Below are 26,544 nucleotides of genomic sequence, written 5' to 3'. Positions count from 1 at the left end.
TCCTGTTCATTACGATTTCCGTTATCCAAGTTGCGCAAAATGACGAGGTGTTGCCTGCGCACATCTCTTGCTGCAGGGCGTCGGCGAGTCTGAATCAAGCGTCGCCTGAGTTCTGAAGAAAGCGCTGAGGACGGCACGGCCCGAGGGGGACAGATGACTGGCGCTCAAGGATTTCTTCACTGGCGAGGCGCCCGACGATTGCCGCCAGCGTCACACCGGGATGCATCGCGCAAACGTAAACTCCGCCGACCCCTGGCAAGTAACCTACAACGGGGATGCCATCAGCGGGCATGGGTCTCAGCCCGACGGCGACGGTTTGCGCCTCAATGGAAGCCACCCCGTGAAGTTCTTTGCGTATGGCTTCGGCGGTTTGCCGGGCGATGTCCGTCGGCGCGTAACCCGGCGCTTCTCCCAGATAATCTTCAGCGGCCAGCAACGTGCCGTCGGCGCTTTGCCGAATTTCCATTTCGGGGCTGGAGATGATGCCTTTGACGAGGCACGGTTGGGTCTTGTAGCGGATGAAAATGGCGGGCGAAGCGTCGATGGGCAGGGAGACGTTGAGCATCTGTGTTAACTGCCGGGTGCCAGTCCCCGCGGCAAGCACAACAAGGTCGGCATCAAACGTGCCCGCTGTGGTTTCAACGCCGGTGACATCTGCGTTGCAGGTTTTGAAACCGGTCACTCGGGTTCGCGTGAGCAATTGCGCCCCCAGCGCCTGAGCGCCAGCAATCAAGGCGTGGGTGGCCTGCACGGCGTCGAGCGCACCTTCTTCAGCGCGAAATAACGCGCACGGTGGGGGATTTTTCAGGTTGGGCTCGCGGCCGAGCACCTCGGTAGCTGATAACAGGGTTGCCGAAGCAGGATGTTCCGCCGATTCGTCGTACGACAAAGCTCCGGTCCAGCGAATCTGCAAATCCGGCAGCTCGGTTTCGAGTCGTCGGTATGCTTCTATGGCCATACCGCGCAACTGCGCAATCGGATCAGCGCTGGCGTGTGTGGCATTGATCCAGGCAAAGGAGTTTCCCGTCACGCCGCTCGCGATCTCGTCAGCCTCGATCAGCGTGACTTGCGCCCCTTTGCCTGATAGGTGGTACGCAAGTGAGGCGCCGACGATGCCGGCACCGACCACCACAATTCGCCCACATGCTTTCTGATCCATTTCAACATTCCCTGTTGTCGATCGGCTGATCCTGCAGCAGGGAGACGCTGCGAGCAACCAGAAAAAAGCCCGGCCGAAGCCGGGCTCGTCCGCTTGCAACACGTTAAGCGGCCATATTCCCGGCAGCCATTTCCTTCTTGCAGCTGGCCTTCATGGCTTCCATCTGCGCGCCTAACTCTTCGAGTTTTTCCTTGCCCAAAAGCTTTTTCGCTTGGGGAAACATTTCCGTTTCTTCCTCTTCGATATGGTGCTCCAGCAGTTCCTTGACCACTTTCACTCGACCGGAAAACTCTGGGGTTCCCGGGTCGGTGAGTTTCAGATCAGGCAGCACCAGTGAGTCCACGGTGCGGTGTTCTTCCTTGGCTTCGAAGTACATGACGTCCTGTTCCTTGCTGCCGGCGGCCTTGAACGCCGGATAGAGGATTTCCTCTTCGAGGCGAGTATGGATGGTGATTTCCATTTCCAGTTTGCCCAGCAGTTCCACGCGTTTTTTCAGCGCCCGCTCCGTCGAGTCGCTGAGCTGGCTGAGGATGTCTTTGACTTTTGCATGATCGGCTTTGAGAAGGTCGATGGCGTTCATTATGGTTCCTCGGCTGTCACGGAGTGAACACAGGCCGTTGTTTCACGGCGCTGTGAATGCTCTGCAACTGTGGCATTTGCCATGCCAATTCATCGGTCCGGAAAAATGTCGTTGCTTCAAAGGCTTACCGCGCTCGCGGCAAACTGCCTTCGTGCAGGCTGCATGACCTGCATCGTGCGAGCATTGCAGTTCACAGCCTTGGCTGAATTTGCCCCCCGCCGTAGCTGTCCAACACGCATCCGGGTGTTCTTCGAGGTGGACTTCATGTTGAGCGACGAGCAGATCGACGCAAACGGTCAGAGGCCGTTTTCGTCACTGAGCAATTTGAATGGACGCCGTTGATTCCGCCTTGATGGCGGCACGCGCACAGTTCGCGATTACCATCAGCTTTCATATCGTGCTGGCGGCGTTCACCATCGGCCTGGCCAATTTTCTGCTGATCCTTGAAGCACTGTGGTTGCGCAGCGGTCGTCAGGTCTATCTGGATGTCTATCGTTACTGGCTCAAGGTCTTTGCGCTCAACGTCGCGATCGGCGTCGCTTCCGGGCTGATTCTGGAGTACCAGTTCGGGCTGAACTGGTCGCGGCTTGCCGTGCAGGCCGGGGACATTCTCGGGCCGCTGATGTTTTACGAAGTGCTCGCGGCGTTTTTTCTTGAGGCAGGCTTTCTTGGCATCATGCTGTTCGGGCTGAAAAAGGTTGGCCCGCGTCTGCATTTCTTCGCGACCTGTGCGGTGGCGGCGGGGTCGCTAATGAGTGCGTTCTGGATTTTGTCGGCCAATTCCTGGATGCACACGCCGGCCGGCTATTCGATTGCCGCTGACGGGCGTTTCATTGCCGAGGATTGGTGGGCGATTATCTTCAATCCGTCGTTTCCTTATCGACTGGCACACATGACGCTGGCCGCGCTGCTCGGCACTGCGACCGTGCTGGCGGGCGCCGGCGCCTGGCAGTTGTTGAAGGCGCCCGACAATCCTCGGGCACGCCTGCTGTTTTCCATGGCGCTCTGGGCAATCGTTGTATTGATACCCGTGCAGGTCGTGGTCGGCGACCTGCATGGGCAGCACAGTTTGAAAGTCCAGCCACAGAAAGTCGCGGCCATCGAGGGCAGCTGGACACGCCCACCGCAAGGTGCGGGCGAACCCTTGCGTCTGTTTGCGTGGCCGGACATGACTGAGCGGCGCAATCACTGGGAAGTCGCGGTTCCACGTGTTGGCTCTTTGTATCTGAGTCACGATCTGAGCAGCACCATCAAGGCGCTGGATGAGTTCGCGCCGCAGGACATTCCGCCCGTGGCGCCGGTGTTCTTTGCGTTTCGTCTGATGGTCGGGTTGGGTCTGTTGATGCTGGGACAAGGCTTGATCGGTCTGATCCTGCGTCGGCGGCGAGGTTTCTACGTCGCTCGCCGCTGGTTGTGGGGCAATGTGCTGATGGCGCCGGCCGGTTTTCTGGCCATGCTTAGCGGCTGGACGGTCACCGAAGTCGGGCGTCAACCCTATACGGTCTATGGTCTGTTGCGTACGGCCGACAGTCTGTCCCCGGTCTCGCGCGAGCAAGTGCTCGGTTCGACCCTGCTGATTCTACTGTTCTACTTGCTGGTTTTCGGCATCGGGCTCTGGGTGTTGCTGCGCATCCTGCGCGAGCCTGCCCATGCGGATCAGCCCGGACCGCAGCCGACGCTGGCCGATGAAACGGGGCAGGCAGGGGACCGCTCGCATGGACACTGACTGGATAACCCTGCTGTGCGCCGCCGCCCTCGGCTTCTCGGTGCTGAACTATGTGCTGCTCGACGGCACCGACCTCGGTGTCGGCGTGCTGATGGGGCTGACCCGTTGCCGCCATCATCGCCGAGCCATGGCCGTGACGATTCTGCCGATCTGGGATGCCAACGAGACGTGGCTGGTGCTCGGCGGCGGCGGTCTGCTGGCGTTGTTCCCGCTGGCCTACGCGATTCTGCTGCCAGCGCTCTACCTGCCGTTCATTGTGATGTTTCTGGCCTTGATGCTCAGGGCGATGGCACTGGAATTTCGTGATTATTCACCCAGCGAACGCATCAAGCGCTGGGTCGATGGCGCCTTGATGGGTGGCTCATTATTGACCGGCGCGCTGCAAGGCGTGGTGCTGGGCACATTGATGCAGGGGGTGCCGCATGAGAACGGGCAATACGTCGGTGATGGCAGTGAATGGCTGCGGTGGTTTCCGTGGTTTTGCGGGCTGGTCCTGGTGCTGGGCTACACGTGGCTTGGCACCTGCTGGCTGTACTGGCGAACGGTCGATGAACTGCAACGGCATTCCGCACGGCAGGCAAAGGTATTGGCGGTGCTGACGGTCGTGGCATTGATTGCACTGGTTATCTGCAGCGCAACGTTGCACGAACAATATGCGCAACGATTGACTGACCCGCGTGTGTGGATCCCGGCGGCAGCGCTGCTCAGCGCATGCCTGCTGGTTTTCTTTTTCGGGTTCGCCGGGCGCTTCGATTTTCTGCCGTTGTTCGCGGCGCTGGGTGTCTTCGTGCTGGCCTTCGCGCTGATGCTGGTGGCGCTGTTTCCGCTGATCATTCCACCGGACCTGACCTTGAAGGCCGCAACGTCGAGCCCGAAAAGCCAGGTGTTCATGCTGATCGGATTTGCTGTGTTGATCCCGGTGACGCTGATCTACAACACGTTCGGCTTTCGGGTATTCAGCGGCAAGGTGCGCGTGAAAAGCGATGACAGATCCCACTGATCCGATCTTGAAGAAATTCTCTGAACTCGTTCTGAGGCAAGCCTTCCCAATGTGAAGCAGCAGCCATTTCACTCATCAGCTTGAGGACTTTGCCATGCGAGCCATGACCTACCACGGCGCCCACGACGTGCGAGTCGAAACAGTGCCTGACCCGAAACTCGAAGCCCCCGACGACATTATTCTGCGCGTCACGGCCACCGCCATCTGCGGCTCGGACCTGCACCTGTATCGGGGCAAAATTCCGACGGTCGAGCATGGCGATATCTTCGGCCATGAATTCATGGGTGTTGTCGAGGAAACCGGGCCAGGGGTGACTGCTGTGCAGCGCGGTGACCGGGTGGTGATCCCGTTCGTGATCGCCTGCGGTGACTGTTTTTTCTGCCAGCAAGAACTCTATGCTGCGTGCGAAACCACCAACACCGGCGCCGGCGCGGCCATGAACAAGAAGCGCATACCTCCGCCGGCCGCGTTGTTCGGCTATAGCCGGATGTACGGCGGCATTCCCGGTGGCCAAGCGGAGCTGGTGCGGGTGCCCAAGGCCAATACCGGGCCTTTCATCGTCCCCGGCACGCTGTCGGACGAGAAAGTCCTGTTTCTGTCCGACATTCTGCCAACCGCATGGCAAGCGGTACTCAATGCGCAGATCGGCCAGGGATCAAGCGTGGCCATCTACGGCGCCGGACCGGTTGGATTGCTCAGTGCTGCCTGCGCGAAAATGCTTGGCGCTGAGCGCATCTTCATGGTCGATCATCATCCCTATCGGTTGGAATACGCGCAGCGCACCTATGGCGTGATACCGATCAATTTCGATGACGACGATGATCCGGCAGACACGATTATGGGTCAGACGCCGGGCAGTCGTGGCGTTGATGCGGTCATCGATGCGGTGGGGTTCGAAGCCAAGGGCAGCACCACGGAAACGGTGCTGGCCACGCTAAAACTCGAAGGCAGCAGCGGCAAAGCCCTGCGTCAGTGCATTGCGGCGGTACGCCGTGGCGGGGTAGTCAGTGTGCCGGGTGTTTATGCCGGGTTTATCCATGGCTTCCTGTTTGGCGACGCGTTCGACAAGGGCCTGACGTTCAAGATGGGCCAGACTCATGTGCAGCGTTATTTGCCTGAACTGCTCGGCTATATCGAGACCGGTGCATTGCAACCCGATGCGATCATCACCCACAGGCTGTCGCTTGAGCAGGCCGCCGAGGGCTACAAGATCTTCGACAAGAAGCAGGAGAACTGTCGCAAAGTGATCCTCACACCGGGTGGCAGCGATGTGCCGTTGGCGGAAACGGCCGAAATGCCGCCACTGGTACCGGCCAGTTGAATACACTGCAAAAGCCCGGGTTGCGCCGGGCTGGCAGTTGTTGGAATGATTGGCGTGGGCTGCGGTCAACCGGGAAATGAGCCTTCGAGTGAGTGTCATGTCCATCGCCAATCAAACGGTCGACTACTTGCGCCGTCACTCTCTGATCCTGACCACGGCAGAGTCGTGTACGGCCGGCGAAATCGTGATGATGCTCTCCGCTGTGCAAGGCAGCGGCGATCTCATCGAGTGCGGTTATGTCGTTTATTCCCCCCAGGCCAAACAACGGCTGCTGCACGTCAATCCTGACACCATCGAAACCTTCAATCTGACCAGCGTAGAAGTGGCCCGCGAAATGGCGCTCGGCGCCTTGCATGACAGCACCGCCAACGTTGCCGTGGCCACCACCGGCATTCTCGGTCCCGAAGACGTCGATGGTATTGCCGCCGGCACCGTCTGCTTCGCCTGGGCCTTTCATTCGGCAAAAGAACCTTGCGTGTTCAGTCGTCAGCAGTGGTTCCCCGGTACGCGATGTGAGGTGCAGAGCGCCGCGTCGGAATATGCCTTGCAGCATCTACCCCATTTTCATCGACGGGCCCTGCACGGCGAGCGAGGTTAGGGCATGAGCGAAGACCCCGAACACCCGGATCTGCGCAGCAGGCAATACCCGGTTCGCGAAGACATGGCATACCAGTTGAAAGTCTGGCGCTTCGAGCGATGCGGGTGGTACGCGCTGGTGCTATTGGTCGTGCTGGCACTGTTGGGTGGGTTTTCTCGTGGACTCATCAGTTCGCGCGAAGTGCGCAGCGAGGACGGCAAATTGCGTGCGCAGTACGAAATGTTCCATCGCAATGGCTCCACCAACGCCATGAAAATCAGCCTCAGCGCTGCGCCCGATGCCGCAGTGGAACTGGACATCAGCGGCGAATGGCTGGACGGCTTCAGTATCGAAACCTTGCAGCCGGAACCGTTGCAGGCGCGCAGTTCAGCGCAGGGCATGCGTTTATGGTTGCAGGCTGATGCACACGGTCATGCGACCTTGTATTTGACCGTGCGAGGCGATGGTTTGGGGCTATTTCGCAGCCGGCTGGATTCGCCCGGATCAAGTGGCGTAGATCTCGTTCAATTCATCTTTCCGTAGGTGTCCCATGGATTCTGTCTTGCGCGCAGTGGCGATGTATCTGGCATTGATGGTGTTGTTCAGAATCGCCGGGCGCCGTTCGTTGGCGGAGCTGACGACGTTTGACTTCGTGTTGCTGATGATCATTGGCGAGGCCACCCAGCAAGCCTTGTTGGGTGATGATTTCTCCCTGACCAATTCAATGCTGGTGATCGTGACGCTGATCGCGATAGACGTCGGGTTCTCGCTGCTCAAACAGCGCTCGGGCTGGATCTCACGGCTGATCGATGGCGAACCGACGATCATTGTCGAGAACGGCAAGCTTCTGCATCATCGCTTGCGTCATGCTCGGTTGGTGGAAGCCGATGTGATGGAAGCTGCACGCTCGAGTCAGGGCATCGAAACCATCGAACAGATCAAGTTCGCGATTATCGAGCGTAACGGCAAGATATCGGTCATTCCTCAGGACTCCTGAGGATAGAGCAGGCCGAAAGCATTGCCTTCGGCCCTTTCCGCAGAGCCTAACGCCCCGTTTGCGACGCGGTGTCGTGGCTGACATGCTTGGGCCCCGCCAATGCCCAGGCAATCAAGCCGAACAACGGCACAAACACGATCAACACAATCCACACGCCTTTATTACTCGATTTCCCCTCGCTCTTGCGCACCCGATTGATGGCCCAGAGTTCGATTAGCAGAAGAACTGCCGCCAGTACGATCCACACGGTTTCGATTTGCATTGGCTACCTCCTGATGGTCTGTTCGTTAGGTGGCGCGTGGTACGGCGGGTTCATTTATTTTTCTTCAATGCGTTGAGTTGACGGGCCAGATCCAAAGCAACGCGGCCGCTGTTGAAGGCCGGCAGCAGGTGGGTGAAGGGGATTTCGAGGATGCGCTTTTCGCGCACCGCGCGCAGTTGTGACAGCACCGGGTCGTGGTTCAACAGGTAGCGTTTGCGGCGGGCGGGAGACCATTCGGCATCGGCGAGCAGGATCACGTCCGGGTCGCTGGCCAGCAGGGTTTCGCGGTTGACGGTGACTCGGTACAGGTCGATGTCGGCGAACACATTGCGTGCGCCGGCGGCGGCCAGCAGCGGCGTGACGAAGCCGCGCTGGCCTTCGCTGTCGAGGCCTTTGACTTCGCTGTCGAGATAGAACACTGACAGCGGTTTGCCTGTGCCGGCCAAGGTACGGGCGCTGGCGAGGTCGGCTGCCATGGACTCAATCAACGCCTGGGCTTTTTGCTGTCGGTGCAGCAGCTTGCCCAGCGTCAGCAAGTCATTGCGCACATGCGCGAAGTAATCCAGCGAATGCCCGTTGCAGGCCGATTCCAGCAGATACGAACCGACGCCATTGCGCGCCAGTCCCGAGCGTGAGGTCACCCCGTCGCCGAATGCCGTGGCAAAACCACCGATCACCAGATCCGGCTTCTGCGCGTAAAGCACTTCACTGGCGGGGTACTGCCGGGCGATCACCGGCACGCCGAAATAATCGGATGGCCGCTGGCCGGCAGCGGTGTCATCCAGATATGCCACGCCGACCAGCGCTGGCCCGGCGCCCAGCGCCAGCACGAGATCTGCCGCATGCTGATTGAGCGCGACGATGCGCGAAGGCTCGGCGCCGCGCCAGTCCTCGCCGCAATTACGGTAAGTGTCGGCGAACGCCGGTGTCGTGCAGAGCAGGGCACCTAACAACAGCCACAACCGGCTCATGTCCGCGCCTTGATCAACAGATCCGCGACCACCTCACCGCCCACCAGATGCCCCTCGACCAGCCGCTGTACATCTTCCTTGCTGTGCACGCCATACCAGCAGCGCTCCGGATACACCGTCACGATTGGCCCCTGATTGCACGGAAACTGGCAGTGCGTGCGTGTCAGCAAGACCCCGCCCGGCGTCTCGATGCGATCATGCGCGAGCAAATGCCGGCGCAGGGTTTTCCATAACTGCAAGGCGCCACGCTGGGTGCAGCGCGGGCCGGTGCAGAGGAACACATGGCGCGCGTGCTCGGGCACGTGCGACCAGTCCGGGTGCGTGTCGACGCCGTCGACGGTTTTGATCTCACTCATCAGAAGCGGTACGTGTAGCGCACTTCGGAGGTGAACGGCCGGCCGAGGTTATTGACGTTGCTCGAACGGCTGGTGACGTAATCGCGATCAAAGAGGTTTTCCACCAGCAGGCTCACGCGGTGCTGGTGGGCGTTGTCGAGGTAGCGATAGGCGTCGGCGTCGACCACGCAATAGTTGCCGTACTCGACCTGCTTCGAGCTCTTGATGTCGCGAATGTAGCGGATCGCAGCGCCGGCACCCCACAGGTGGTTCTCCGCTTCATAGCCCACACGAGAACGGGCGAAGAAACTCGGAATATCGTTGATGGTCACACCGGTGCGCGACTCGGTGAGGTTGCGGGTCATGTCTGCTTGCAGGCTCCACTGTTCGTTGAGCGCGAGCTTGGCGTCGGCCTCGAAACCGCGCATCTGGATCGTGCCTTCGCCGTTGACCCACTGAATGCCATCGAGGGTGATCAGGTCGTCGATCTTGCGTTTGAACAGGGTCACGCTGGCGCTGAATTCACGATCCAGCAGGAAGCCTTTGTAGTCGACACCCAGTTCGGCATTGCGGCTTTTTTCCGGTTTCAGGTTGCGATTGCCGATCTCGTCGCCCGGCTCGTTGACGAACAGTTGCTCGGCGTTCGGCAATTTGTAGGCGCTGCCGTATTGACCGCGCACCGACCAGTTGTCGTTGAGGTCATACAGCGAAGTGAGCATGCCGACCGTGGCGCTGTCACCGCCGCCCATGGCTTCGTGGCGTACACCGATGCTCGGGTGCCAGTCGGGCAGGGCGTCGATCTGCGGGCGCAATTGCGTGTAGAGCGCGTGGGCTTCGGCCTTGTCGTTGTCGATGATCAGCACATCGTCCTGGCCCTTGAACCACTGGTTGTCGCTGCCGAACACCAGTACGTGGCCGCCGGGCAGTTCAGCCTTGCCTTCGGCCTGCACGCCCCAATCGGTGAAGCCCCAATAGTCGTTGTGGTTGATCACTCTGGTACCGCCGCCCTCGACGTTGTTAACGCGGGTGTAGCGCGTGTCCCAGTCGTTGATATGGCCTTTGACGAAGTAGCTCAGACGCTCATTGATGGTCTGCTCGAAAGTCGCCGTGGCGATCTGCTGTACGCGATCGTTGGTGGTTGTGTGGTTGTCCACCGGGCGGGCGAAGTCGAGGTTGGCGTCGGCGTATTGGTAGAACAATTCCAGCCGCGAATCATCGCCGAACGACTGAATCGCCTTGCCGCCAAACGTGGTGACTTCGTAGGCGCGGTTTTTCTCACTGACGTTTTTCATGTCGCGATTGCGATACGGCTGATAACCGTCGGAGACGTTGTGGCTGACATACGCCAACAACCCGAGATCGCCGAAACCGTTAGTGAAGATATTTTCGACCCGCGCATCTTCGGTGGTGCCGCCGAAGCTGTCGACGCCCAGATTCACCTCGCCGGAGGCTTTGCGCAATTGCGGGCTGCGGGTGACGATGTTGATCACACCGGAAACGGCCTGAGTGCCGAACAACAGGCTCTGACCACCCTTGAGCACTTCGATGCGTTCGATGGCGTTAGCCGGCAGGGTGTCCAGATAGAGGCCACCGTACAAGCGATTGTTCAGGCGCACGCCATCGAGCAGGATCAGCGTGTCGTCGTTGCGCCCGCCCAGCAGCGAATAAGTGCCGTAGTCGAACGGTCCGTTTTTCGGCGCCACATACAAGCCGGGAATGAACATCTGCATCACACGGCTGACATCGGCACTGGGCCCGGCGCGTTCGATCTGCTCGCGGGTGACGATCTCGACCTTGCTGCCGAACTTGGCCATGTCGGCGACTGTGGTGGACTCCACCGACGGTGCGGAAACGATTTGTTGATTGAGTTCAAGTGGCGCGTCATCCGCCAGCAGCAGAGGGCTGAACAGGCAGCCGAACAAGAGGGTTGGAGCAGAAGTGTTGAAAGGTCGAATCATTGTCTTCTCGAAAAGGATCTTCGCAGAAGAGCATGCAGGAGAAGGCATCGCGCACAGCCAATACCGGCCCATGCCCGCCCACCGCAGGATTTTGCCAAACGAAATTTCAGGCCGGTCTCCGGGCTCGCGCGTATCGAGGCTTTCACCTTCCCATGGCCGTGCGGCCACAGTGGTGTATCGAAAGCATCACGCGCATACCGTTGCGGGGGCAGCACCGGACTTGTTCGAAAAGAACGTACCGGTTTCCCGTTTCACCCCATGCACGGCGGCATGGGACACCTGAAACTGGGCGGCATCTGAACATTCGACAGACCGTTCGTCAACTTGCCAATCCAGGTCCTCGACCCGCGAATTACCAACTTTGGAAATAACTACTAAGGTCTATAGCGGTCATCACAACGCAATATTGCGCGGCGTCGACAGGCGTGAGGGATACGCCAGGCACGCTGAACAGGGAGGTTTTCATGCACGGTGCCAGCGGCCCATCTCATGGCGGACACGTCCCGCATTTCATGCGCAATGCTTTACTGGTCGCCATGGCCAACACCCTGATGCTCGCAGATGTTCAGGCCGCGTGCGGGCCTTTGGCGGCGGGTGCCTACAACGTCTCGCAAACCTGTTTGCCTGCAGCCGGTGTCGATGCGTCGATCAGCACTCAGACGGGCACCACCATTACCACCACAGCCGGCTCTTCATTGAACAGTCGCGGCAACAACGCCAACGCGCTTACGGCGTCGGCGCCTACTGGACACACTTCGGCCCCTCCGGCTGGTATCTGGACGGCGTATTGCAGCTCAACCGCTTCGACATCGAAGCCAAACCCAACGACCTGGCCAAACTGAAAACCCGTGGCTGGGGCTACACCGCGTCGCTGGAAAACGGCTACCCGTTCGAAGTCGACAAAGACTGGTACATCGAGCCGCAATTGCAGGCGATCTACAGCTACGTCGATCTGGACAGCAGTGATGACGTCGGCGCGAAAATTCGCTTCAAGGACGTGGATTCTTTGATCGGCCGCGCCGGCGTACGTATCGCCAAGGACTGGGACACCGAGGGCGTCGACAAGAGCGCACGGCGCACCAATGGCTGGATCCGTCCGAGTATCTGGCATGAATTCAAGGGGCAACCGAAAACCGAGTTTTCCTCTGAATCGGGGTACATCCCGTTCGAATCCGACATTCAGGGCACGTGGGGCGAGGTCAATGTGGGGGTGGATTACCAGGCTAACCGGCGCACCACGTTTACCGCTTCGGCTGGCTATCGGCAGGGCTTTGATGGCGACAGCCATGGGTATGACGCGATGTTGGGGTTCAAGATCAATTTCTAGTCCTTACGGGTAAAACGCACTCCTACAGTGGATGGCTTGCTGACGTTCAGCCCTATATCCTGCACGCCTGTTGATGGATTGATTTAGGGAAGAATTGCATGCCGTTCAGGGTGATGGTGGTCGGTGGTTACGGAAATTTCGGCAGCATCGTGTGCCGCCATCTGGCGCTGATGCCGGACATCGGGCTGGTGCTGTCGGGTCGTGACCCGCGCAAATTGCAGCGCAAACTCGATGAGCTGAACAGCCAATCGGGCAACGTCTGCGAAGGCTGGTGCGGCGACGCCATGGGCGAAGAGTTCGAAGCCGCATTGCGTGCGCTGAACATTCAGTTGGTCGTGCATACCGGCGGGCCGTTTCAGGGGCAATCCTATGCCGTTGCGCAGAGTTGCATCGACGCTGGCGTGAACTACTGCGATCTGGCGGACTGCCGCACCTTCGTCAACGGCATCCACATTCTCGACGCGGGAGCGAAGCAGGCCGGCGTGGCGATCCTCAGCGGTTGCAGCTCGGTGCCGACGCTGTCGTCCGCAATCATCGATGAACAGCGCCAGCGTTTTTCACGCATCGACTCGATCGAACACGGCATTTCTTCTTCGGCGAAAATGCCGGGTCTGTCGACCATCGAAGGCGTACTCGCCTATGCCGGCAAACCGATCAAACAACTGAAAAACGGCAAGGTGCACGAAGTGTCGGGGTGGCTGGACCTGACCTTGCGCAAAATGCCGCAGATGGGCACGCGGCTGCTGGCCAACGTCGATGTGCCGGACATGGATATTTTCGCCGGTCGTTATGGTGCGCAGACCCTGAGTTTCAAGGCGGGCGCCGGGCTCAAGCTCGGCGGTATCGCCAATGGTCTGCTGGCTCAGGCACTCAAAATCGGACTGGTGCGCGACCATGCTTTGTGGGCCGCAAGATTGCATCGCCTGGGCACGCGCTTCGAGCGTTTCGGCGATGGCAAAAGCGCGATGTACATCGACGTGCAGGGCCTTGGCGTTGACGGCAAACCGCTGTCCATGACCGCGCAACTCACCGCCCTGAACGACAAAGGCCCGGAAATCCCCAGCTGCGCCGCCGTAGCACTGGCGACGAAAATGGCCCAAGGCTACGTGCCGACCGCCGGCGCCCGACCTTGCGTGGGCGAAATCAGCGTCGCCGAGTACATGGCCGCGATCAACGACCCGGCCAACCTGAGCCTGGCCGTGAACTTCGCGGACGGGCAACGCTGACATGCTCTATCTGTGCCTGAAGTACCTGCACATCATCGCGGCGATTTTCCTGTTCGGCTTCGGCATGGGCTCCTACCTCTACTTGATTGCCGCCAGCCGCACACGCAACCCGCAAGTGATTGCCCACGTCGCGCGCATGGTGGTGAGCTTTGACACGTGGATCACCACGCCGGCCGGTTTCGTGCAGATCATCACGGGTTATCTGTTGATGCGACTTTCCGGGCTGAGCATGAGCACCGAGTGGGTGCTGACGTCGTTGATCATCTTCTTCTGCGTCGGCTCGCTGTGGCTGCCGGTGTTGCTGTTGCAGAAGCGGCTGTGTGTGATGGCGACGAGTGCGAGCGAGGTGGGGGCGGGGCTTGATGAACAATATCAATTGGTTTACCGCAAATGGTTCTGGATGGGCGTGCTCGGGTTTGCCGGGATGTTTGTCATCGTGCTGATGATGGTGACGAAGATGACACCAGTGCAGTTGTTCAGCTTTCTGCTGTAGGCGCCGTTGCTTTGAGGAAGCGCTGTTCATGGTCAGGCGTGGGCAGCAGGCAGGTGTCGTATTTGCCGAACAGGCGATAGCGGTTCAGCGCAATGCGGTCGTAAGCCCAGTCGCGCAGGCCCCGGGGGAAGATGCGCAGCAGTCGCAACGGCTGCCAGCGGGCGGGCAATTGGCTGATGATTTCGAAGAAAGCGTTAGAACGTTCCCAGTAGTGGCGGTCGCGGATGACCGCCATGGTGTCGAATTGATCAATTGGCAGACCGGCCCACGCCAGAAGCGCCTGGCCTTCGGGAGATTGCACGGCGGCCAGACGTACGCGGCGTTGATGATCATGACGAATCAAAAAACGCGCTCAGCCGTTGCAGAGTTTGCACACGCCATCGAACAGGACCACGGATTCGTCCGGGTTGAGGAGCGGGGCGGGGGTTGGGCGGATTTTTGAGGTGGGCATGGGGTTGGGTTCGGGAGAGGCTGGAATGTTGCGATCATAGCCTTAGAAGTTGCTGTCTGCGAATGGCCGTACTTGGCAGGAACCGGCAGGGGTGAGAACTCACCGCTCCGTGACAAAGATCAAGTCGGGCCAAGTCTCACGCCACGCCTTGGCTCGAATGCGCTCCAGAAACATGGCATGTTTTTCGATTCTGAATCGTTCTGTTGGCCGTATCACCAGCGAGAACAGATCATCCAGCCCCAACGGCGCCGAAATCTCTATCTCGTCGTCACGATCAAGTCTGACAGCAACGGCAGTCGCCGTTTCGGGCCAACAGGTCATCGCATCGGCAGCGGAGCGATAGGGAGCATCGGCGTTGCGCAGGTGCATTCGCGCCTGATTCTTTACAGACCAGTTCAGTTCGCTACAGAGGCTCGACAGTATGTTTTCCAGCGCCGAATCGGTTTGCGCACTGGCACGTGCCGAGTCGAACCAGATGACATCGATGTCTGCGGGCAACGCTGATGGCTGGCGCTGATGCAGGTGATCCCACACCAGGCTGCGCACGAAACCGGCGCCAATCCAGCAATCCGGCAAGTCCAGTTCGCGAGCCATGCGCAGGATTTTCATCCTTACAGGATCCTGAGTGAGCAGGGTTTTTAGCTGTGTTTCGTGCTGCATTGGGTGTTTCTCATTGCGCTTGGTCATTTGATCTTGGCAAAGGTAGCCACAATCGTGACATTTGATGAATGCTTTCGACTGTTTTCAGATTGAAGCGGATCGTCGTGAATGTCTGCTTTCGGCCAATAGCTGCCAGTCACAGAAGGTTGCTTACGACCCAAAGCGAACGGTCGCGACAGGGAGAACTTGGCCGAATGACACGGATGGCGGTGGATGCCTGGCGCCAGAAGCAACGTTTTAGTCCGAACATCGTGCTGGAAGCTAACTCGATTGCCATCTTGAACAATGTACTCAAGCAATGTCGCTTGGCGACTATCCTTCTCGACGCGATAGTGCGTGAGCAAGCTGGATTACGTGAGCTTCGGACAATCCTATCGTTGCCTGGTCGCACAGTGGTGCTGTATCGCCGAAACAATGGGTATCACAGCGTGGCCGCTGACGCGTTTGCGAAACTCGTAAGCGTTCTGAGAACCCGCGTGTGCCTTATTGCCTGGGCGAAAATCGTTGGAAGCGGGTCGATTGCATCGCGCCCGCTGTAGCCCAAAAAACACATCTGTTTCGACATATGAATAGCCCTGTCAAAGGGATCAGGTAGTCAGGCCAGGCATTATGCCGCCGGAAATAGCGGGAATCCGGTTCCGGAGAACGCTTCGGTGTCGAGCCAGAGGTACTGAAAGGATCTGCTCTTGAAAACCCAATCGTCTCCCGAGCGTTGCAGCACATCGAACGCAATGCAGTGATTGCGGTAGTACTTCTCGCCTGGGCCGCGTGCAGATTCATGCACGAATGTGCGGGTAGTTGCCTGATCACCGTCGATAACAATCACCCCCGGCAGTGCGAATTGGACGAAGAACTCCTTGCCTGCGCGCAGTTTGTGAAGCAGCGCCACGTTGTTGTCTGGGCCTTTGGAGTACTGGCCGTGAGGGGCTTGACCAATGATGAATTCGCCATCATCTGCCCAAACCGAGTAAAACATTGCGAGGTCTGCGCGAGTCGCGCTGTCGGCGAAACGTGCAATGGTGTTCCGGATGGACGCCTCGTCCATGAATTGCTGCAAGCGAGAAGGTTGGTCTGACATCATCGGCCCTCTAAGCCAGGGTTATATTGGATGCCTCCACTTTCGCGAACATCCGGCCCGACCACATCCTCGATAGTGCTAAAGCCTTGCCTGATCCTACCAACTGTTTTAGTTTGAGAAACCACTGGCCTGTCGCGAGTGCGACCAGGATCGATAGCCATCATGCTGGAACATCTTCTCGCAATAGTGAGCCGACATCGCGGTTGCGCCGATCTATCAAACACTCTTCCCCGACTGACAATCAGATCCACAGATGCTCCGGTTCCTCCGACCCCGGCTCTATTTGCGCCGAAGTTCTATCTGCTGCTGCAAGGCGCCAAGCGGATGAACATTGCCGATAGCACGTTTGACTGCCATCCGGGCACCTGTGCAGTGGCATCGGTCGGGTTACCGTTCGTGAGTGAAGTGGTAGAGGCGAGCCCGGAAAAACCTTATATCAGTGTCGAATTAATGCTCGATGCAGGGATCGTCGCTGGCTTGCTTCTCGATATGAGCAAGTCCACCCAACCGTATCCGCAGGCGGGCGCTATCTCTATCGCCCAAGCCGATAGCAGTTTTGTCGAGCCGTTGGTTCGCTTCATCGGTCTGCTTGACACGCCAGCAGAGGTTAAGGTGCTTGGCTCCCAGTTCGAGCGCGAGTTCTACTACCGCCTATTGTTAAGTCCGCTAGGCTCCAGGCTCTGCCAAATTGGAATGCACAACACCCGGTTCGGACAAATCAAAATCGCGGCAGACTGGATCAGCGCGAACGCCGATAAGCCGATGAGTGTGCATTGGCTTGCCGCTCATGTCGGTATGAGCGTCACGTCGTTCCACCGACATTTCAAGGCGGTTACTGCACATAGTCCGCTCGCTTACCAGCGACAACTTAGGCTACTCGCTGCTCGACGGCTGCTCGCATCCGGAGCATCAAATGTTACAGGTGTCGCATTTGAGACCGGATACGCCAGCCCCTCTCAGTTCAGTCGAGAATACAAGAAGGCTTTCGGCGTAGCGCCGAACCGCGACGCTTTATCACTGCGCCGCTGATTTGAGCTTTTTCAATCGGATCAGGCTCGAATTGCGCGTGAGTCTCTATGCGTCAGGCGGCTGGAAAGCTTGAAGCGCATTTAAAGTCAATGTGTTTGGGTTGTTGACGAAGGCCCGGCGCAATGCCGGGTTTTGGCTTTCAGCGCAGTTGCTGTTTGTACTACCCAATGGGGTTCTTAGTCTATGTGATGCGATGGTGGAGGGTCCGCTTCTGGCCGAAAGCAGACGCCCAATGCAATCTTGATCCCTTTGTGACAGCAACCCGACTGCCGCCACAAAGGGATGTCCACTCAATCCACCGGCACAACTTTATCCAGTGCTTTATTCACCGCCAGTTCCCCCAGCATCACCACTTGCGCAATCCCCAGCGCAGTTTTGCGGTGGCCTGGGTCCAGGAGGGCGGCGAAGTTGCAGAGCATTTCGGTGGCTGAGCTGAGCGATTCGCTGGCGTTAACGAGCAGGGACTCGCTGTCGTAGTCGGAGTTGGCCAGAAACATGGGAACGTGTTTTTTGTCGCTGCCCATGATGCGCTGGGTTGGCGTCAGGTAGTAGTCGAGGGCGCGTTCGGCGGCTTCGTGGAATTTCCTGGAATCGGGAGATTCGTACGGGGAGGCCGGATCTGTTTCCGGCGGGTTCGGCGTGATCTTGAACATGTTCTTCTTTTTCCTGTGGTGTGGCCGCCGCACCGAGCTACTAAACAGGGGGTGGCAGCTGTACGCAGGTTAGTAGACCGGGGAAAAGAAGAAAGCCGGCGCGCCCGAGGGCGCCCTACGCACAGCCGCCATCAAGTGCAGGTACGTGAATACCTTTTGACGGACGCTTGTGCACTTTCATTTACCACGGGCTACTAAACCCGATCACTGGGAATCAGTGACGCGAACCAAGTTACCGGTGGCCCTTTAGGCGCACAAGCCGGCGGATTCTGGCGCAGTCGTAGGCAATGGCGCAAGAAGTTGTAGCCTCAAGCAAGTAACGCGACGTGTCTTTTAAACAACCACAAAAAACTCCTAAACATGCCTCATCAACGCGCCGTTCAAAATGACACTCGTCGGCCCGCCCTCCAGCTCAGGCAATGGCCTGGAACCCTCACGCCCGGGCACGCACCAACACTAGGTTGCAACCCAAAAAAGACGAGGAGGGATACCCATGTCACTTCAACCCATTTTGTTTCTGGGCGGCTCCGGCGCCATCGGCCACCGTTCTGCCAAAGCCCTGCGCGCCGCCCACCCCGACGTACCGTTGCTGATCGGCGGCCGCGACCTGGCCAAGGCTCAACAAGCCGCCGAGGAAATGGGCGGGGCGCAGGGCGTGGTCATTGATCCTGCGGCCGATGATCTGGGTATGGGCGATCGCCCGGTCAGCGCCGTGGCGGTTTTCTACATGGATCATTCCCTTGCCGGGTTGCGTTTCGCGCAGCAGCGCAAGGTGCCGCACCTGAGCATTTCGTCCGGCATTTTCGAGATTGCGCCGCAAATCGCCAGTTACATCCATCGCCCTGACGCATCTGCCATCGTGCTCGGTTACGAATGGATGGTCGGTGCAACGACGGTGGCGGCGCTGCACATTGCTGAGGCGTTTGCCCGGGTGCGCGATATTCGCATTGATGCGTTGGTTGACGAGCAGGACGGCGGCGGGCCGACCGTGGCCAAAGATTTTGAACACTTGAGCAAAATGCTGCCCGCCGCCCTGACGCGGCGCGATGGCAATTACGTCTGGCGTGAAGGTGAGGAGCAGAACGTCAGCTTCCGTGCGCTGGACGGCACGTCGATGCAAGCCTCTGGCTTCTCGTCCATCGATGTGACCGGGCTGGCTGCCGCCACCGATGCGCCCAATGTGCAGTTCAATCTGGCCAGCGGGGTGAGTTCTTCGCGACGCGCGGGTCGGCCGATGTCGACCGAGATCCTCATCGAAATGGTCGGCGAGGATCGCAAGGGTCGGGCGTTGCACACACGGCATGCCGTCGTTCACCCGGCAGGCGCCGCAGCGTTGACAGGGCTCAGCGTCGCCATGTTGTTGGAACGACTGCTTGGGCTGGATGGCAAACTACCCACTTCGGCAGGTCTGTACTTTCCTTATCAGCTGCTCGATGCCGGTGCGTATCTGAAGCGTTTGAGTAAAGAGGGCGGTGAGCTGCTGGAATTGAAAGTGCACTAAGGCAAGTTTCTTTCGTTAATGCTGACCGTTCTGATAGATCCGCTGGCGAGCCTTGATGTGCTCGCCAGCGGCCCTTTGCCCTCACGGCGACTGCCAAGCCCCACCATCTGCCACCGGCACCTCACCCAGATCATAAGGGTTGACCCCTTCAAGACAACCCACATTGAAACCAAACTCATGCGGATTGGTACTGCGTCGATGGTGGGTGTAAATACCGCAATTCCCGCAGAAAAAATGCTCGGCCACTTGCTGGCCAAAGCTGTACTTCAGCAATGCAGATTCACCGCGAATCACCTTCAGATCCGCCGCCGGCACCGCCGCCACAATCGCACCTCGGCGTTTGCAGAACGAGCAGTCGCAGCGGTGCGGCGGGGGCAGGCCGTCGGGCAAATGGATTTCGAGGATGACCGCACCGCAATGGCAACTCGCGCGGTGGTCGCGACGGATCAGCGTGTTGCCGACTTGTTTGAGCATGACTATGCCTCCATCCAGTCCACCGTTGCCGTTTCGCGCCATTTCACGTCGGTGATGCCGAAGCGCTCGGCCTGGGGTTTGGAGATGACTTTCAACGGTGGTTTGCCGGGTTTGGGAATCGGCGCGATGCCGGCATCGCAACTCGCCCAATGCCAGGCATCGGCATTGCGCATGGTTTTTGCGCGGATGACGAATGATCTTGGCTGGCCGTGAAGTTTGTATTCGATGACGAAGATGTCGACGTTGCTCATGAGTTCCTCCTTACGCTCATACGCAAATGAGTTTTGCCGACGAAAAAAATTCAAAGGATTTTGCGCTGTTTGTTTTTGCTGGGGTCAGGCACCCGAATCAAGCAGGCGCTGCGTCAGCAGAAGATTTTTTGAACACTGTTTCGTTAGCGCAGCCCAATGCCTATAGGTCTCGGAGGAGTGCGCCATGAACGAGGCAAGGTCCTGGGGCTGATCGTGTGGGGTGTTGCCGGCCCACGCGGGATCAAGCAAGGCCCCTCGTCACCGGAGCACAGCAAGGGCTGAGTGGTGAACAAAACGATCAATGCGCAGGACCTGAACATCCGACTTCGGCGCAACGATGAAGAAGGTCTGTTCAAATGGTTGCTTGCCAGTTTCTTGATGGGCAAGCGAATACAGGCCGAAATTGCCGCGCAAGCTTATCGGGTGATCGTCGATCAACACGGCCGCGACACGCCTCGCAAGCTCGCGCATTGCAGCCATCGTGAATTGGTGGCGATGCTCGGGGAGGCGCATTACGTGCGTTATGACGAGACCACGGCGGAGCGCCTGCTGGCGTTGGCACGCCGGCTTAACGACGAATATGCGGGCAAGGTCAGCAATATGCTGGAGGCGAGTACTGACCGTCAGGCTTTCGAGAAACGCTTGGCGGAATTTGATGGCATCGGTCCGAAAACCGTGGAGATTTTCATGCGGGAGGCGAGTGCGGTGCTTTTTTAATCGACTCGGTGACGGGTTACCTTTCCTAAGGAGAAGGTCATGAAAAAGATATGCGCATGTCTAGGTATTTGTTCGATGTTTTTATTGCAGGGCTGCTTTGAAAGCCCGCATGACTCACCCAACAAGGACGGTGACAAGAGCAAGGCCTCGTTGCAGATACAGCAGGGCAAAACGGACGAAAACAAATAGCTTCATTCCTGGCCAGAGAAGAATGTCGCAAGGGGGTGCGGCTGAGTAGTGTTGCAAATTTCGGGCAGTGGCCAAACTCTGGTCACTGCCTGGATCATTTATCAGCTACCTGACTCGCCCGCGAGCGCGATTGATCGACAGCAGGCAAATCCCCACCAGCAAGGCTGCGCCTGCAACCAGTAGCGCAGAAGGACGCATTGGCTGGGGCGTGCCGTGTGTACGCCGCTGGGAGAGCGGCATTGCACGGGTTTGAGTGGGCATTTCGTCGAGCGTCCGGAGTGGCGCGACGGACTCTTCCTGATAGGGCACTTCCTCAATACTCAAACGCAGGCCGTCTGTCAGTTCCAGGGAGAGCGAAGTAATCGTTCCAACAATTCTGTCCGGATAAACTGGTTCGCCATTGGGATCGAGTTGGTCATACAGGAAATTCTGCCCTTCGAGCCAGCCCACGGCCGTTTGCAATTCGGGACCCAGGTAATACTTGCCGTCGAGGAAAAATCCAGGGAATTGCGGCGCGCGCTCGACGCTTTCAATGCGATAACGCTCACCCGGTTTCATACCGGTTTCAGGGGCAATCATGGTCAATCCCTCCGCTGTAGGTTCAGCGGTAGAGAACAAGGATCGACCGTCGTTCCATGTAAAAGAGGAAAGGTAGCGGTTGTCCCGGAACGGATCTGTAACAGGCGAAAACAACTTCGCCCGACCAAGGCCGGGCGAAGCGGTGTGGCGCTAGCTCAATCAGTAATCCCAAATCGCCGGAATCCAGCGGAACGCTTCACCATTGATGGCAACACGGCCGACCGACGGGAAGGGCAAGTGTGTGGCGACAAACAGCTCGCCGCTGGCGGCCGCTTCCTGCAGCAAGCGCACACGCACGCGCACCGCTTCATCGGGATCGTGCTCGAAGCCGTTGTGCCAGTCCGGGTGATCGAAGGCCACCGGGAACAGGGCGTCGCCGGCGAAGGTCAAGCGTTCCTCGCCGGAGGTCACGTAGACCACGCAATGGCCCGGGGTGTGACCGCCGGTGAGTTTGGCGACCACGCCGGGAGCGACTTCGAACTCATTTTCGAAGATGCGCAGTTTGCTTTGGTACTGCTGGATGAACGCGTTGGCGGTCGAGCGCAATACATCCGGCACCGGTGCGGGCATGTCGGTGCAGGTGAAGTCCGGCGAGGTCCAGAAGTCGACTTCGGTGGCGGTGACGTGGATGCGCACGTCGTCGCGCAGACGGTTTCTCACCGTGTCGACGAGCAGTCCGCCGATGTGGTCCATGTGCATGTGGGTGATGACGATATCGGTGACGTCTGCGAGGTCGATGCCGGCCGCCGCGAGGCGTTTGGGAAACTGCCCGGCGCGGGGGAAACCGGGGAACTGGCCGCCAAGTCCGGCGTCGACGAGGATCACCTGTTCGCCGCTGCGCACCACCAGCACATTGAGTGCCCAGTCGAACGCGTCGGGGCCCAGGTACATCTCTTTGAACCACTCAGCGCGGTCGGCAGGATCGGCGTTGGTCGACATGGTCTGGGTCGGCAGCGGCAGGACGCCGTCGCTGATTACCATCACGTCGATGTCACCGAGGCGCAGCGCGTAGCGCGACGGCACCAGCTCTTCGGTCGGGGTTTGCAGGGTGGCGCTGTTGGCGGTGAAGGAATCCAGATGCATGGTCATGGTGTTCTCCTTTTTATCAGGCAAGACATCGGTTCTTGGGCGCTCGGGGCAGATCAGGCCACCGGAATCGCCGGGTCGGCAGCGGCCAGAGCGGCGCTACGCTCGGCGACCGGCGGGTAGATCCACACGCTGTTGATTTGCGTCTTCAGTTCCTTGGCTTCGTCTTTCACCAGTTTCAGCTGGCGATCCCAGCCCTCGGTGTACACCGCGCCCCAGGCACCCAGGTCGAGGCAGGTGACGTACTTCGGTTGACGGTATGTGGTCGGCGCGACTCCGAGCAGATCGGCGATGGCGTTGTTGCCGGCATGACGGCCGAGGCTGATGGCGTGCTGGCAGGACATCACCGAGAAGTTGCCGACGTCATCGGTGGCGGCACGGGCGACGTCACCGGCGGCGAACACGTGCTCAAGGCCTTGCACTTTGAGGTTGCCATCGACGTGCAACCGACCATGACCATCGCGCTCGGCGTTGAGCTGTTCAGTCAACGGACTGGCGCGGAAACCCACGGTCCAGATCACCGTGTTGCTCTCGATGTGGCGACCGTCGGCGAGGGTGACGCCGTTGGCATCCACAGCAGCGACCGTGGCGTCGACGATCCACTCGATACCCAGTTCTTTGGAGGCCTCGATGATGGACGGGCGGATACCGTCGCCCATGGTCGCGGCGATGTCTTTGCTGCGGTCGACGATGATCACCCGAACGTCTTGATCGTCACCGAGAATGGCGCGCAGACGGCTCGGCATTTCGGTCGCGGTTTCGATCCCGGTGAAGCCACCCCCGGCGATGACGACGGTATTGCGGGCCTTGCTGACCGGTTGACTGGCCAACGAAATCAGGTGACGTTCCAGGCGCGCCGACGATTCGATCTGGTCGACGTCGAACGCATGTTCTTTCAGACCCGGCACTGGCGGACGGGCCAGTTGGCTGCCGCTGGCCAGCACCAGTCGATCGTAAGAAAGCTCACCCGGGCGACCGCTTTCATCGCGATAACCAACGCGACGTGCCTGGCCGTCGATGCTCTCGGCGGTGCCTTGGACGAAACGCACACCGACCGCAGCGAACAGTGCATCCAGCGGCGCGTACATGTTGTGCACATCGGGTTCGTAGAAACGCGGGCGGATGCGCAGTTCGGCTTGCGGGGCGAGAAGTGTGATCTCCACGTCGTGACGGTCATGCATATCCAGCAAACGCGCGGCGCTCAATGTGCTCCACAGCCCGCCGAACCCTGCACCGATCACCAATAATTGCTGTTTCATAATGTGCTCCCTGACGCTGATGGATGGATAAACCCGAGTCGTTTTCGACTCTGGCGTGACGTTACTGGCCACCGCAAACTGCTTGCCGTACTGCATGGCGCTTAATCGCCCGCTGTCGAAAACGATGTTATGGCGTGGGGGCTGCGGGCGCAGTTGTCCATCGGTGTGCGTCGATTACGCATGCGTTGAAGGGGGGTATACGAAGGTATCGAACGGTAGGAGCTGCCGAAGGCTGCGATTTGTTGATCTTGTTTTTAAAAGGCAACATCAAAAGATCGCAGCCTTCGGCAGCTCCTACACGGGAGGGGTTCTATTCAGGGCTTGTTTGATATGGCTGAGCAAGTCATCGGCCTGGAAGGGCTTGGGCAGGCAAGCCACCACCCCGGGGACTCGGGTGTTCACGTCATCGGGATGAGCAGTGACGAAAATCACCGGAATGCGCCAGCCTTGCGCGTGCAACGCCTCATTGAGTTGCAGGCCGCTCATGCCGGGCATCTGGATATCGGAAATCAGGCAGTGCGCCTGCTCGGGCCCTGTTGATTCAAGGAAGGTGCGGGCGTCGGGAAAGGTCCGTACCCGATAACCGCTGGCGCGCAACAAGCTTTCCAGCGCACTGCGAATGGCCTCGTTGTCGTCAACCACTGCAATGACAACCGTGTTGTGCATAGGGCTCCCTGACCGGATGGGCATGCGTGACGACTCCTGTCGTTCTTGCACCATACGCCGTCCGCGCTGGGGCAAAACTATACCTAGGTATAGCGCGTCGAGACCCTTTGATAGTCAGCGCTTCCGGCGATCAGCCTTCACGAGTGAAGCGACTACGGTAATCACGCGGAGAAATCGACAGGTGACGCTGGAAGCAGGCGCGCAGACGCTCTTCATCACCGAAACCGCAGAGGCGCGCGACCTTGCCGATGTTGTGCGCCGAGTTTTCCAACAGACGCTTGGCCGCTTCGAGGCGGAACAGTTCGATGGCTTTGGATGGCGTGCGGCCGGTGTTCTGTTTGTAGACCCGGGTAAAATTGCGCAGGCTCATTCTGGCCTGCTCGGCGAGACGCTCCACACTCAGTTTGGGATCGCCGAGGTTGTCCATCAGCCAAAGGTGCAGCGGCTCGAACAATGGGCTGTCCTGCACCTGCGCTTGCAGCAACGTGCTGTATTGCGCCTGACCACCGGGCCGCTTGAGGTACACCACCAGTTCGCGGGCGACCTGCAAAGCCACTTCGCGGCCGGCATCCGCCTCGACCAGCGCCAGCGCCAGATCGATACCGGCCGTGACACCCGCCGATGTCCACACCGCCCCTTGCTGGATGAAAATCGCATCGGCATCCACTTCGATCGTCGGGAAGCGTTCGCGCAACGTCTCGCACATGGCCCAATGCGTTGCGGCGCGACAGCCGTCGAGCAGGCCAGCCTTGGCCAGCAGGAACGCGCCGCTGCACACCGAGACCACGCGTTGCGCGCTCGGCGCCTCGCGACGCAGCCAGTCGGTCAGTTGGCCATGCTCGTTGAGGGACTGGCAGATGTCCGGGGCACCGGGGACGACGAGGGTATCCAGTGCGGCCATGTTCAGATCGCGTAGCGCGCGGGTGTCGACGGCCAAACCTTCGACGGTGTGCACCAAGCCGCCTCCAAGGCTGGCGGTGTGCAGCTGATAACCCGCTTGACCGCGTTCGGCCATTGCTTTGCTCGCGGCCCAGAACACCGTTTGTGCACCGCTGAGGTCGAGCAGGCTCATTCGCGGGTAGGCGATGAAAACCACGTCGCGTGATTGCGCGGTAGAAGTGCCGGGCTGCGGGGAAACACTGGACATCGAAATCTGCCTGTTCAATCGGCTGAAGCGGGGCGGTTACGGCATGGCCGATATTCAGGGTTTTCTGGCCTGTCGGCAACGCGCGCCGACTGCTAGCCTGCTGCGCGACCGTTTGGCTGGCATCTGGCTGCGTTTGCCATCATGGACTAGATTTATTCACCTGCACATCGCACGCGTTGCGATCTCGCCGAGGACTCACGATGACTCTGTGGTCGCATTCCAGCCCCAGCGCAAGCCCGCCCGTGCTGAGGGAACCGGTGGTTTATGTGGTCGACGACGACGCCTCCATGCGTCAGGCTCTCGACGGTTTGCTGCGTTCGATCGGCCTGCAGGTGCAGACCTTCGAAACCTCCCAGGATTTTCTCGCATCGGCCAAACGCGATGTCCCCGGTTGTCTGGTGCTCGATGTGCGCCTGCGGGGTGAAAGCGGCCTGACTTTTCAGGAGCAGATGGAAAAGACCGGCGTGCGTATTCCTATCGTATTCATGACCGGTCACGGCGACATCGCCATGACCGTCAAAGCGATGAAGGCCGGTGCGGTGGACTTTCTCGCCAAGCCGTTTCGCGATCAGGACATGCTCGACGCCGTCGCCAGCGCGTTGGCCCGCGACAGTGCGCGGTTGGTTGCCGAGCAGTCTGGTGCGGTTATACGCCTGGCCTACGAGACGCTGACCGTGCGTGAGCGCGAGGTGCTCAGCTTCGTCATCGGCGGGCTGATGAACAAGCAGATCGCGGCGCAGCTCAACCTCAGCGAAGTGACGGTGAAAGTCCATCGCAGCCAGGTGATGAAAAAGCTGTCAGCCCGCTCAGTGGCGGATCTGGTGCGTATCGCCGAAGCCCTGGGCATCGAGCCGGCGCGCCGCAACGGTTGA

At 59.2% G+C, this 26,544-nt stretch carries 30 protein-coding genes, 1 pseudogene and 1 riboswitch; of the genes and pseudogenes, 14 read left to right on the top strand and 17 right to left on the bottom strand.

Going from position 1 to position 26,544, the window contains the following annotated elements; all coding sequences use genetic code 11:
* Positions 1–94: 94 nt before the first annotated feature.
* A complete protein-coding gene (locus ACIPIZ_RS03255; RefSeq protein ID WP_122854440.1) occupies positions 95–1,159 on the bottom strand; it encodes an FAD-dependent oxidoreductase in 1,065 nt (354 codons plus the stop codon).
* 103 nt (positions 1,160–1,262) lie between these two features.
* On the bottom strand, positions 1,263–1,739 hold the full coding sequence (locus tag ACIPIZ_RS03250) for a hemerythrin domain-containing protein (RefSeq protein WP_122854441.1): 477 nt from the start codon (positions 1,737–1,739) through the stop codon (positions 1,263–1,265).
* A 328-nt stretch (positions 1,740–2,067) separates the two neighbouring features.
* On the opposite strand from ACIPIZ_RS03250, the gene ACIPIZ_RS03245 reads away from it, so the two are divergent.
* From ACIPIZ_RS03245 to ACIPIZ_RS03220, 6 genes are all read left to right on the top strand, one after another.
* A complete protein-coding gene (locus tag ACIPIZ_RS03245; protein WP_401163934.1) occupies positions 2,068–3,465 on the top strand; it encodes a cytochrome ubiquinol oxidase subunit I in 1,398 nt (465 codons plus the stop codon).
* Positions 3,455–4,465 carry a cytochrome d ubiquinol oxidase subunit II gene (cydB, locus tag ACIPIZ_RS03240; protein WP_122854443.1) on the top strand — a complete coding sequence of 337 codons (1,011 nt, stop codon included), beginning with the start codon at positions 3,455–3,457 and terminating at the stop codon, positions 4,463–4,465. Before ACIPIZ_RS03245 ends, cydB begins: the two co-directional genes overlap by 11 nt.
* Before the next feature lie 94 nt (positions 4,466–4,559).
* Complete coding sequence (locus tag ACIPIZ_RS03235) at positions 4,560–5,786, top strand: zinc-dependent alcohol dehydrogenase (protein WP_122854444.1); 1,227 nt, start codon at positions 4,560–4,562, stop codon at positions 5,784–5,786.
* A gap of 97 nt (positions 5,787–5,883) precedes the next feature.
* Positions 5,884–6,384 carry a CinA family protein gene (locus ACIPIZ_RS03230; protein WP_401164236.1) on the top strand — a complete coding sequence of 167 codons (501 nt, stop codon included), beginning with the start codon at positions 5,884–5,886 and terminating at the stop codon, positions 6,382–6,384.
* Positions 6,385–6,387: 3 nt separating this feature from the next.
* Positions 6,388–6,906, top strand: coding sequence for a hypothetical protein (locus ACIPIZ_RS03225; RefSeq protein WP_122854445.1), 519 nt, complete (start codon positions 6,388–6,390; stop codon positions 6,904–6,906).
* Between the two features lie 7 nt (positions 6,907–6,913).
* On the top strand, positions 6,914–7,360 hold the full coding sequence (locus tag ACIPIZ_RS03220; protein ID WP_122854446.1) for a YetF domain-containing protein: 447 nt from the start codon (positions 6,914–6,916) through the stop codon (positions 7,358–7,360).
* A 46-nt stretch (positions 7,361–7,406) separates the two neighbouring features.
* Here the strand turns inward: ACIPIZ_RS03220 and ACIPIZ_RS03215 are convergent, their stop codons facing one another.
* Genes ACIPIZ_RS03215 through ACIPIZ_RS03200 form a run of 4 tightly spaced genes read right to left on the bottom strand, consistent with a single transcriptional unit; the run spans position 7,407 to position 10,886 of the window.
* Positions 7,407–7,622, bottom strand: a complete 216-nt coding sequence (locus tag ACIPIZ_RS03215) for a PLD nuclease N-terminal domain-containing protein (RefSeq protein ID WP_122854447.1) — start codon at positions 7,620–7,622, stop codon at positions 7,407–7,409.
* A 50-nt stretch (positions 7,623–7,672) separates the two neighbouring features.
* Positions 7,673–8,593: an ABC transporter substrate-binding protein gene (locus ACIPIZ_RS03210; RefSeq protein ID WP_401163931.1), complete on the bottom strand. Its 921-nt coding sequence runs from the start codon at positions 8,591–8,593 to the stop codon at positions 7,673–7,675.
* Positions 8,590–8,949, bottom strand: coding sequence for a ferredoxin (locus ACIPIZ_RS03205; protein ID WP_105707599.1), 360 nt, complete (start codon positions 8,947–8,949; stop codon positions 8,590–8,592). Before ACIPIZ_RS03205 ends, ACIPIZ_RS03210 begins: the two co-directional genes overlap by 4 nt.
* Positions 8,949–10,886 carry a TonB-dependent receptor plug domain-containing protein gene (locus ACIPIZ_RS03200; protein ID WP_401163929.1) on the bottom strand — a complete coding sequence of 646 codons (1,938 nt, stop codon included), beginning with the start codon at positions 10,884–10,886 and terminating at the stop codon, positions 8,949–8,951. The genes ACIPIZ_RS03205 and ACIPIZ_RS03200 overlap by 1 nt, the downstream gene beginning before the upstream one ends.
* Before the next feature lie 91 nt (positions 10,887–10,977).
* Positions 10,978–11,184, bottom strand: a riboswitch (cobalamin riboswitch).
* Positions 11,185–11,460: 276 nt separating this feature from the next.
* On the opposite strand from ACIPIZ_RS03200, the gene ACIPIZ_RS03195 reads away from it, so the two are divergent.
* From ACIPIZ_RS03195 to ACIPIZ_RS03185, 3 genes are all read left to right on the top strand, one after another.
* The gene (locus ACIPIZ_RS03195; protein WP_401163927.1) at positions 11,461–12,213 is read left to right on the top strand and encodes an autotransporter domain-containing protein; all 753 of its coding nucleotides are present in this window, start codon (positions 11,461–11,463) and stop codon (positions 12,211–12,213) included.
* A 98-nt stretch (positions 12,214–12,311) separates the two neighbouring features.
* A complete protein-coding gene (locus ACIPIZ_RS03190) occupies positions 12,312–13,439 on the top strand; it encodes a saccharopine dehydrogenase family protein (RefSeq protein ID WP_401163925.1) in 1,128 nt (375 codons plus the stop codon).
* A gap of 1 nt (position 13,440) precedes the next feature.
* Entirely contained in the window at positions 13,441–13,932 is a 492-nt protein-coding gene (locus tag ACIPIZ_RS03185) for a DUF2269 domain-containing protein (RefSeq protein WP_122660595.1), read from the top strand.
* Here ACIPIZ_RS03185 and ACIPIZ_RS03180 read toward each other — a convergent pair.
* Positions 13,916–14,275: a thiol-disulfide oxidoreductase DCC family protein gene (locus ACIPIZ_RS03180; protein ID WP_401163923.1), complete on the bottom strand. Its 360-nt coding sequence runs from the start codon at positions 14,273–14,275 to the stop codon at positions 13,916–13,918. The two genes, ACIPIZ_RS03185 and ACIPIZ_RS03180, sit on opposite strands and share 17 nt — an antisense overlap.
* 207 nt (positions 14,276–14,482) lie before the next feature.
* Positions 14,483–15,043 (bottom strand): nucleotidyltransferase family protein, encoded by a 561-nt coding sequence (locus ACIPIZ_RS03175; protein ID WP_401163921.1) that lies wholly within the window; start codon positions 15,041–15,043, stop codon positions 14,483–14,485.
* A gap of 188 nt (positions 15,044–15,231) precedes the next feature.
* On the opposite strand from ACIPIZ_RS03175, the pseudogene ACIPIZ_RS03170 reads away from it, so the two are divergent.
* Positions 15,232–15,516, top strand: a pseudogene (locus tag ACIPIZ_RS03170) (LysR substrate-binding domain-containing protein); the annotation flags it as partial.
* Positions 15,517–15,650: 134 nt separating this feature from the next.
* Here ACIPIZ_RS03170 and ACIPIZ_RS03165 read toward each other — a convergent pair.
* Positions 15,651–16,088, bottom strand: a complete 438-nt coding sequence (locus ACIPIZ_RS03165) for a nuclear transport factor 2 family protein (RefSeq protein WP_163005358.1) — start codon at positions 16,086–16,088, stop codon at positions 15,651–15,653.
* A 195-nt stretch (positions 16,089–16,283) separates the two neighbouring features.
* Here ACIPIZ_RS03165 and ACIPIZ_RS03160 point away from each other — a divergent pair, with 195 nt between their 5' ends.
* Entirely contained in the window at positions 16,284–17,150 is an 867-nt protein-coding gene (locus ACIPIZ_RS03160; protein ID WP_069556797.1) for an AraC family transcriptional regulator, read from the top strand.
* 290 nt (positions 17,151–17,440) lie between these two features.
* Here ACIPIZ_RS03160 and ACIPIZ_RS03155 read toward each other — a convergent pair whose 3' ends face one another.
* Complete coding sequence (locus tag ACIPIZ_RS03155; RefSeq protein ID WP_122854998.1) at positions 17,441–17,803, bottom strand: DUF6124 family protein; 363 nt, start codon at positions 17,801–17,803, stop codon at positions 17,441–17,443.
* A 493-nt stretch (positions 17,804–18,296) separates the two neighbouring features.
* On the opposite strand from ACIPIZ_RS03155, the gene ACIPIZ_RS03150 reads away from it, so the two are divergent.
* A complete protein-coding gene (locus ACIPIZ_RS03150; RefSeq protein ID WP_064390345.1) occupies positions 18,297–19,304 on the top strand; it encodes a saccharopine dehydrogenase in 1,008 nt (335 codons plus the stop codon).
* 81 nt (positions 19,305–19,385) lie between these two features.
* Here ACIPIZ_RS03150 and ACIPIZ_RS03145 read toward each other — a convergent pair whose 3' ends face one another.
* Both ACIPIZ_RS03145 and ACIPIZ_RS03140 read right to left on the bottom strand, forming a co-directional pair.
* On the bottom strand, positions 19,386–19,778 hold the full coding sequence (locus ACIPIZ_RS03145; RefSeq protein WP_064390344.1) for a GFA family protein: 393 nt from the start codon (positions 19,776–19,778) through the stop codon (positions 19,386–19,388).
* Positions 19,779–19,780: 2 nt separating this feature from the next.
* The gene (locus ACIPIZ_RS03140; protein WP_105707570.1) at positions 19,781–20,029 is read right to left on the bottom strand and encodes a DUF6555 family protein; all 249 of its coding nucleotides are present in this window, start codon (positions 20,027–20,029) and stop codon (positions 19,781–19,783) included.
* A 285-nt stretch (positions 20,030–20,314) separates the two neighbouring features.
* Here ACIPIZ_RS03140 and ACIPIZ_RS03135 point away from each other — a divergent pair, with 285 nt between their 5' ends.
* Positions 20,315–20,746: a DNA methylase gene (locus ACIPIZ_RS03135; RefSeq protein ID WP_122855016.1), complete on the top strand. Its 432-nt coding sequence runs from the start codon at positions 20,315–20,317 to the stop codon at positions 20,744–20,746.
* Positions 20,747–21,040: 294 nt separating this feature from the next.
* Here the strand turns inward: ACIPIZ_RS03135 and ACIPIZ_RS03130 are convergent, their stop codons facing one another.
* The 5 genes from ACIPIZ_RS03130 to ACIPIZ_RS03110 form a co-directional block, all read right to left on the bottom strand.
* Positions 21,041–21,514 (bottom strand): short chain dehydrogenase, encoded by a 474-nt coding sequence (locus tag ACIPIZ_RS03130; protein WP_122854995.1) that lies wholly within the window; start codon positions 21,512–21,514, stop codon positions 21,041–21,043.
* Between the two features lie 159 nt (positions 21,515–21,673).
* Positions 21,674–22,603 (bottom strand): MBL fold metallo-hydrolase, encoded by a 930-nt coding sequence (locus ACIPIZ_RS03125; RefSeq protein ID WP_122660602.1) that lies wholly within the window; start codon positions 22,601–22,603, stop codon positions 21,674–21,676.
* A 53-nt stretch (positions 22,604–22,656) separates the two neighbouring features.
* Positions 22,657–23,859, bottom strand: coding sequence for an NAD(P)/FAD-dependent oxidoreductase (locus ACIPIZ_RS03120; protein ID WP_401163917.1), 1,203 nt, complete (start codon positions 23,857–23,859; stop codon positions 22,657–22,659).
* Between the two features lie 294 nt (positions 23,860–24,153).
* On the bottom strand, positions 24,154–24,525 hold the full coding sequence (locus tag ACIPIZ_RS03115; RefSeq protein ID WP_064390712.1) for a response regulator transcription factor: 372 nt from the start codon (positions 24,523–24,525) through the stop codon (positions 24,154–24,156).
* A gap of 130 nt (positions 24,526–24,655) precedes the next feature.
* Positions 24,656–25,672 carry a GlxA family transcriptional regulator gene (locus ACIPIZ_RS03110; RefSeq protein WP_064390338.1) on the bottom strand — a complete coding sequence of 339 codons (1,017 nt, stop codon included), beginning with the start codon at positions 25,670–25,672 and terminating at the stop codon, positions 24,656–24,658.
* Between the two features lie 200 nt (positions 25,673–25,872).
* On the opposite strand from ACIPIZ_RS03110, the gene ACIPIZ_RS03105 reads away from it, so the two are divergent.
* A complete protein-coding gene (locus ACIPIZ_RS03105; protein ID WP_401163915.1) occupies positions 25,873–26,544 on the top strand; it encodes a response regulator transcription factor in 672 nt (223 codons plus the stop codon).

This window comes from Pseudomonas sp. NPDC087690, from assembly GCF_044743175.1.
GTDB lineage: Bacteria > Pseudomonadota > Gammaproteobacteria > Pseudomonadales > Pseudomonadaceae > Aquipseudomonas.
Note: the sequence above shows the minus strand (reverse complement) of the source record. Positions and strands in the feature narration are given on the sequence as shown.

Excerpts from the sequence above, each read along its gene's own strand:
- ACIPIZ_RS03255 (WP_122854440.1), bottom strand. The coding sequence starts at position 1,159 with ATGGATCAGAAAGCATGTGGGCGAATTGTGGTGGTCGGTGCCGGCATC.
- ACIPIZ_RS03250 (WP_122854441.1), bottom strand. The coding sequence starts at position 1,739 with ATGAACGCCATCGACCTTCTCAAAGCCGATCATGCAAAAGTCAAAGAC.
- ACIPIZ_RS03245 (WP_401163934.1), top strand. The coding sequence starts at position 2,068 with ATGGACGCCGTTGATTCCGCCTTGATGGCGGCACGCGCACAGTTCGCG.
- cydB (WP_122854443.1), top strand. The coding sequence starts at position 3,455 with ATGGACACTGACTGGATAACCCTGCTGTGCGCCGCCGCCCTCGGCTTC.
- ACIPIZ_RS03235 (WP_122854444.1), top strand. The coding sequence starts at position 4,560 with ATGCGAGCCATGACCTACCACGGCGCCCACGACGTGCGAGTCGAAACA.
- ACIPIZ_RS03230 (WP_401164236.1), top strand. The coding sequence starts at position 5,884 with ATGTCCATCGCCAATCAAACGGTCGACTACTTGCGCCGTCACTCTCTG.
- ACIPIZ_RS03225 (WP_122854445.1), top strand. The coding sequence starts at position 6,388 with ATGAGCGAAGACCCCGAACACCCGGATCTGCGCAGCAGGCAATACCCG.
- ACIPIZ_RS03220 (WP_122854446.1), top strand. The coding sequence starts at position 6,914 with ATGGATTCTGTCTTGCGCGCAGTGGCGATGTATCTGGCATTGATGGTG.
- ACIPIZ_RS03215 (WP_122854447.1), bottom strand. The coding sequence starts at position 7,622 with ATGCAAATCGAAACCGTGTGGATCGTACTGGCGGCAGTTCTTCTGCTA.
- ACIPIZ_RS03210 (WP_401163931.1), bottom strand. The coding sequence starts at position 8,593 with ATGAGCCGGTTGTGGCTGTTGTTAGGTGCCCTGCTCTGCACGACACCG.
- ACIPIZ_RS03205 (WP_105707599.1), bottom strand. The coding sequence starts at position 8,949 with ATGAGTGAGATCAAAACCGTCGACGGCGTCGACACGCACCCGGACTGG.
- ACIPIZ_RS03200 (WP_401163929.1), bottom strand. The coding sequence starts at position 10,886 with ATGATTCGACCTTTCAACACTTCTGCTCCAACCCTCTTGTTCGGCTGC.
- ACIPIZ_RS03190 (WP_401163925.1), top strand. The coding sequence starts at position 12,312 with ATGCCGTTCAGGGTGATGGTGGTCGGTGGTTACGGAAATTTCGGCAGC.
- ACIPIZ_RS03185 (WP_122660595.1), top strand. The coding sequence starts at position 13,441 with ATGCTCTATCTGTGCCTGAAGTACCTGCACATCATCGCGGCGATTTTC.
- ACIPIZ_RS03175 (WP_401163921.1), bottom strand. The coding sequence starts at position 15,043 with ATGCAGCACGAAACACAGCTAAAAACCCTGCTCACTCAGGATCCTGTA.
- ACIPIZ_RS03165 (WP_163005358.1), bottom strand. The coding sequence starts at position 16,088 with ATGGACGAGGCGTCCATCCGGAACACCATTGCACGTTTCGCCGACAGC.
- ACIPIZ_RS03160 (WP_069556797.1), top strand. The coding sequence starts at position 16,284 with ATGCTGGAACATCTTCTCGCAATAGTGAGCCGACATCGCGGTTGCGCC.
- ACIPIZ_RS03155 (WP_122854998.1), bottom strand. The coding sequence starts at position 17,803 with ATGTTCAAGATCACGCCGAACCCGCCGGAAACAGATCCGGCCTCCCCG.
- ACIPIZ_RS03150 (WP_064390345.1), top strand. The coding sequence starts at position 18,297 with ATGTCACTTCAACCCATTTTGTTTCTGGGCGGCTCCGGCGCCATCGGC.
- ACIPIZ_RS03145 (WP_064390344.1), bottom strand. The coding sequence starts at position 19,778 with ATGCTCAAACAAGTCGGCAACACGCTGATCCGTCGCGACCACCGCGCG.
- ACIPIZ_RS03140 (WP_105707570.1), bottom strand. The coding sequence starts at position 20,029 with ATGAGCAACGTCGACATCTTCGTCATCGAATACAAACTTCACGGCCAG.
- ACIPIZ_RS03130 (WP_122854995.1), bottom strand. The coding sequence starts at position 21,514 with ATGATTGCCCCTGAAACCGGTATGAAACCGGGTGAGCGTTATCGCATT.
- ACIPIZ_RS03125 (WP_122660602.1), bottom strand. The coding sequence starts at position 22,603 with ATGACCATGCATCTGGATTCCTTCACCGCCAACAGCGCCACCCTGCAA.
- ACIPIZ_RS03120 (WP_401163917.1), bottom strand. The coding sequence starts at position 23,859 with ATGAAACAGCAATTATTGGTGATCGGTGCAGGGTTCGGCGGGCTGTGG.
- ACIPIZ_RS03115 (WP_064390712.1), bottom strand. The coding sequence starts at position 24,525 with ATGCACAACACGGTTGTCATTGCAGTGGTTGACGACAACGAGGCCATT.
- ACIPIZ_RS03110 (WP_064390338.1), bottom strand. The coding sequence starts at position 25,672 with ATGTCCAGTGTTTCCCCGCAGCCCGGCACTTCTACCGCGCAATCACGC.
- ACIPIZ_RS03105 (WP_401163915.1), top strand. The coding sequence starts at position 25,873 with ATGACTCTGTGGTCGCATTCCAGCCCCAGCGCAAGCCCGCCCGTGCTG.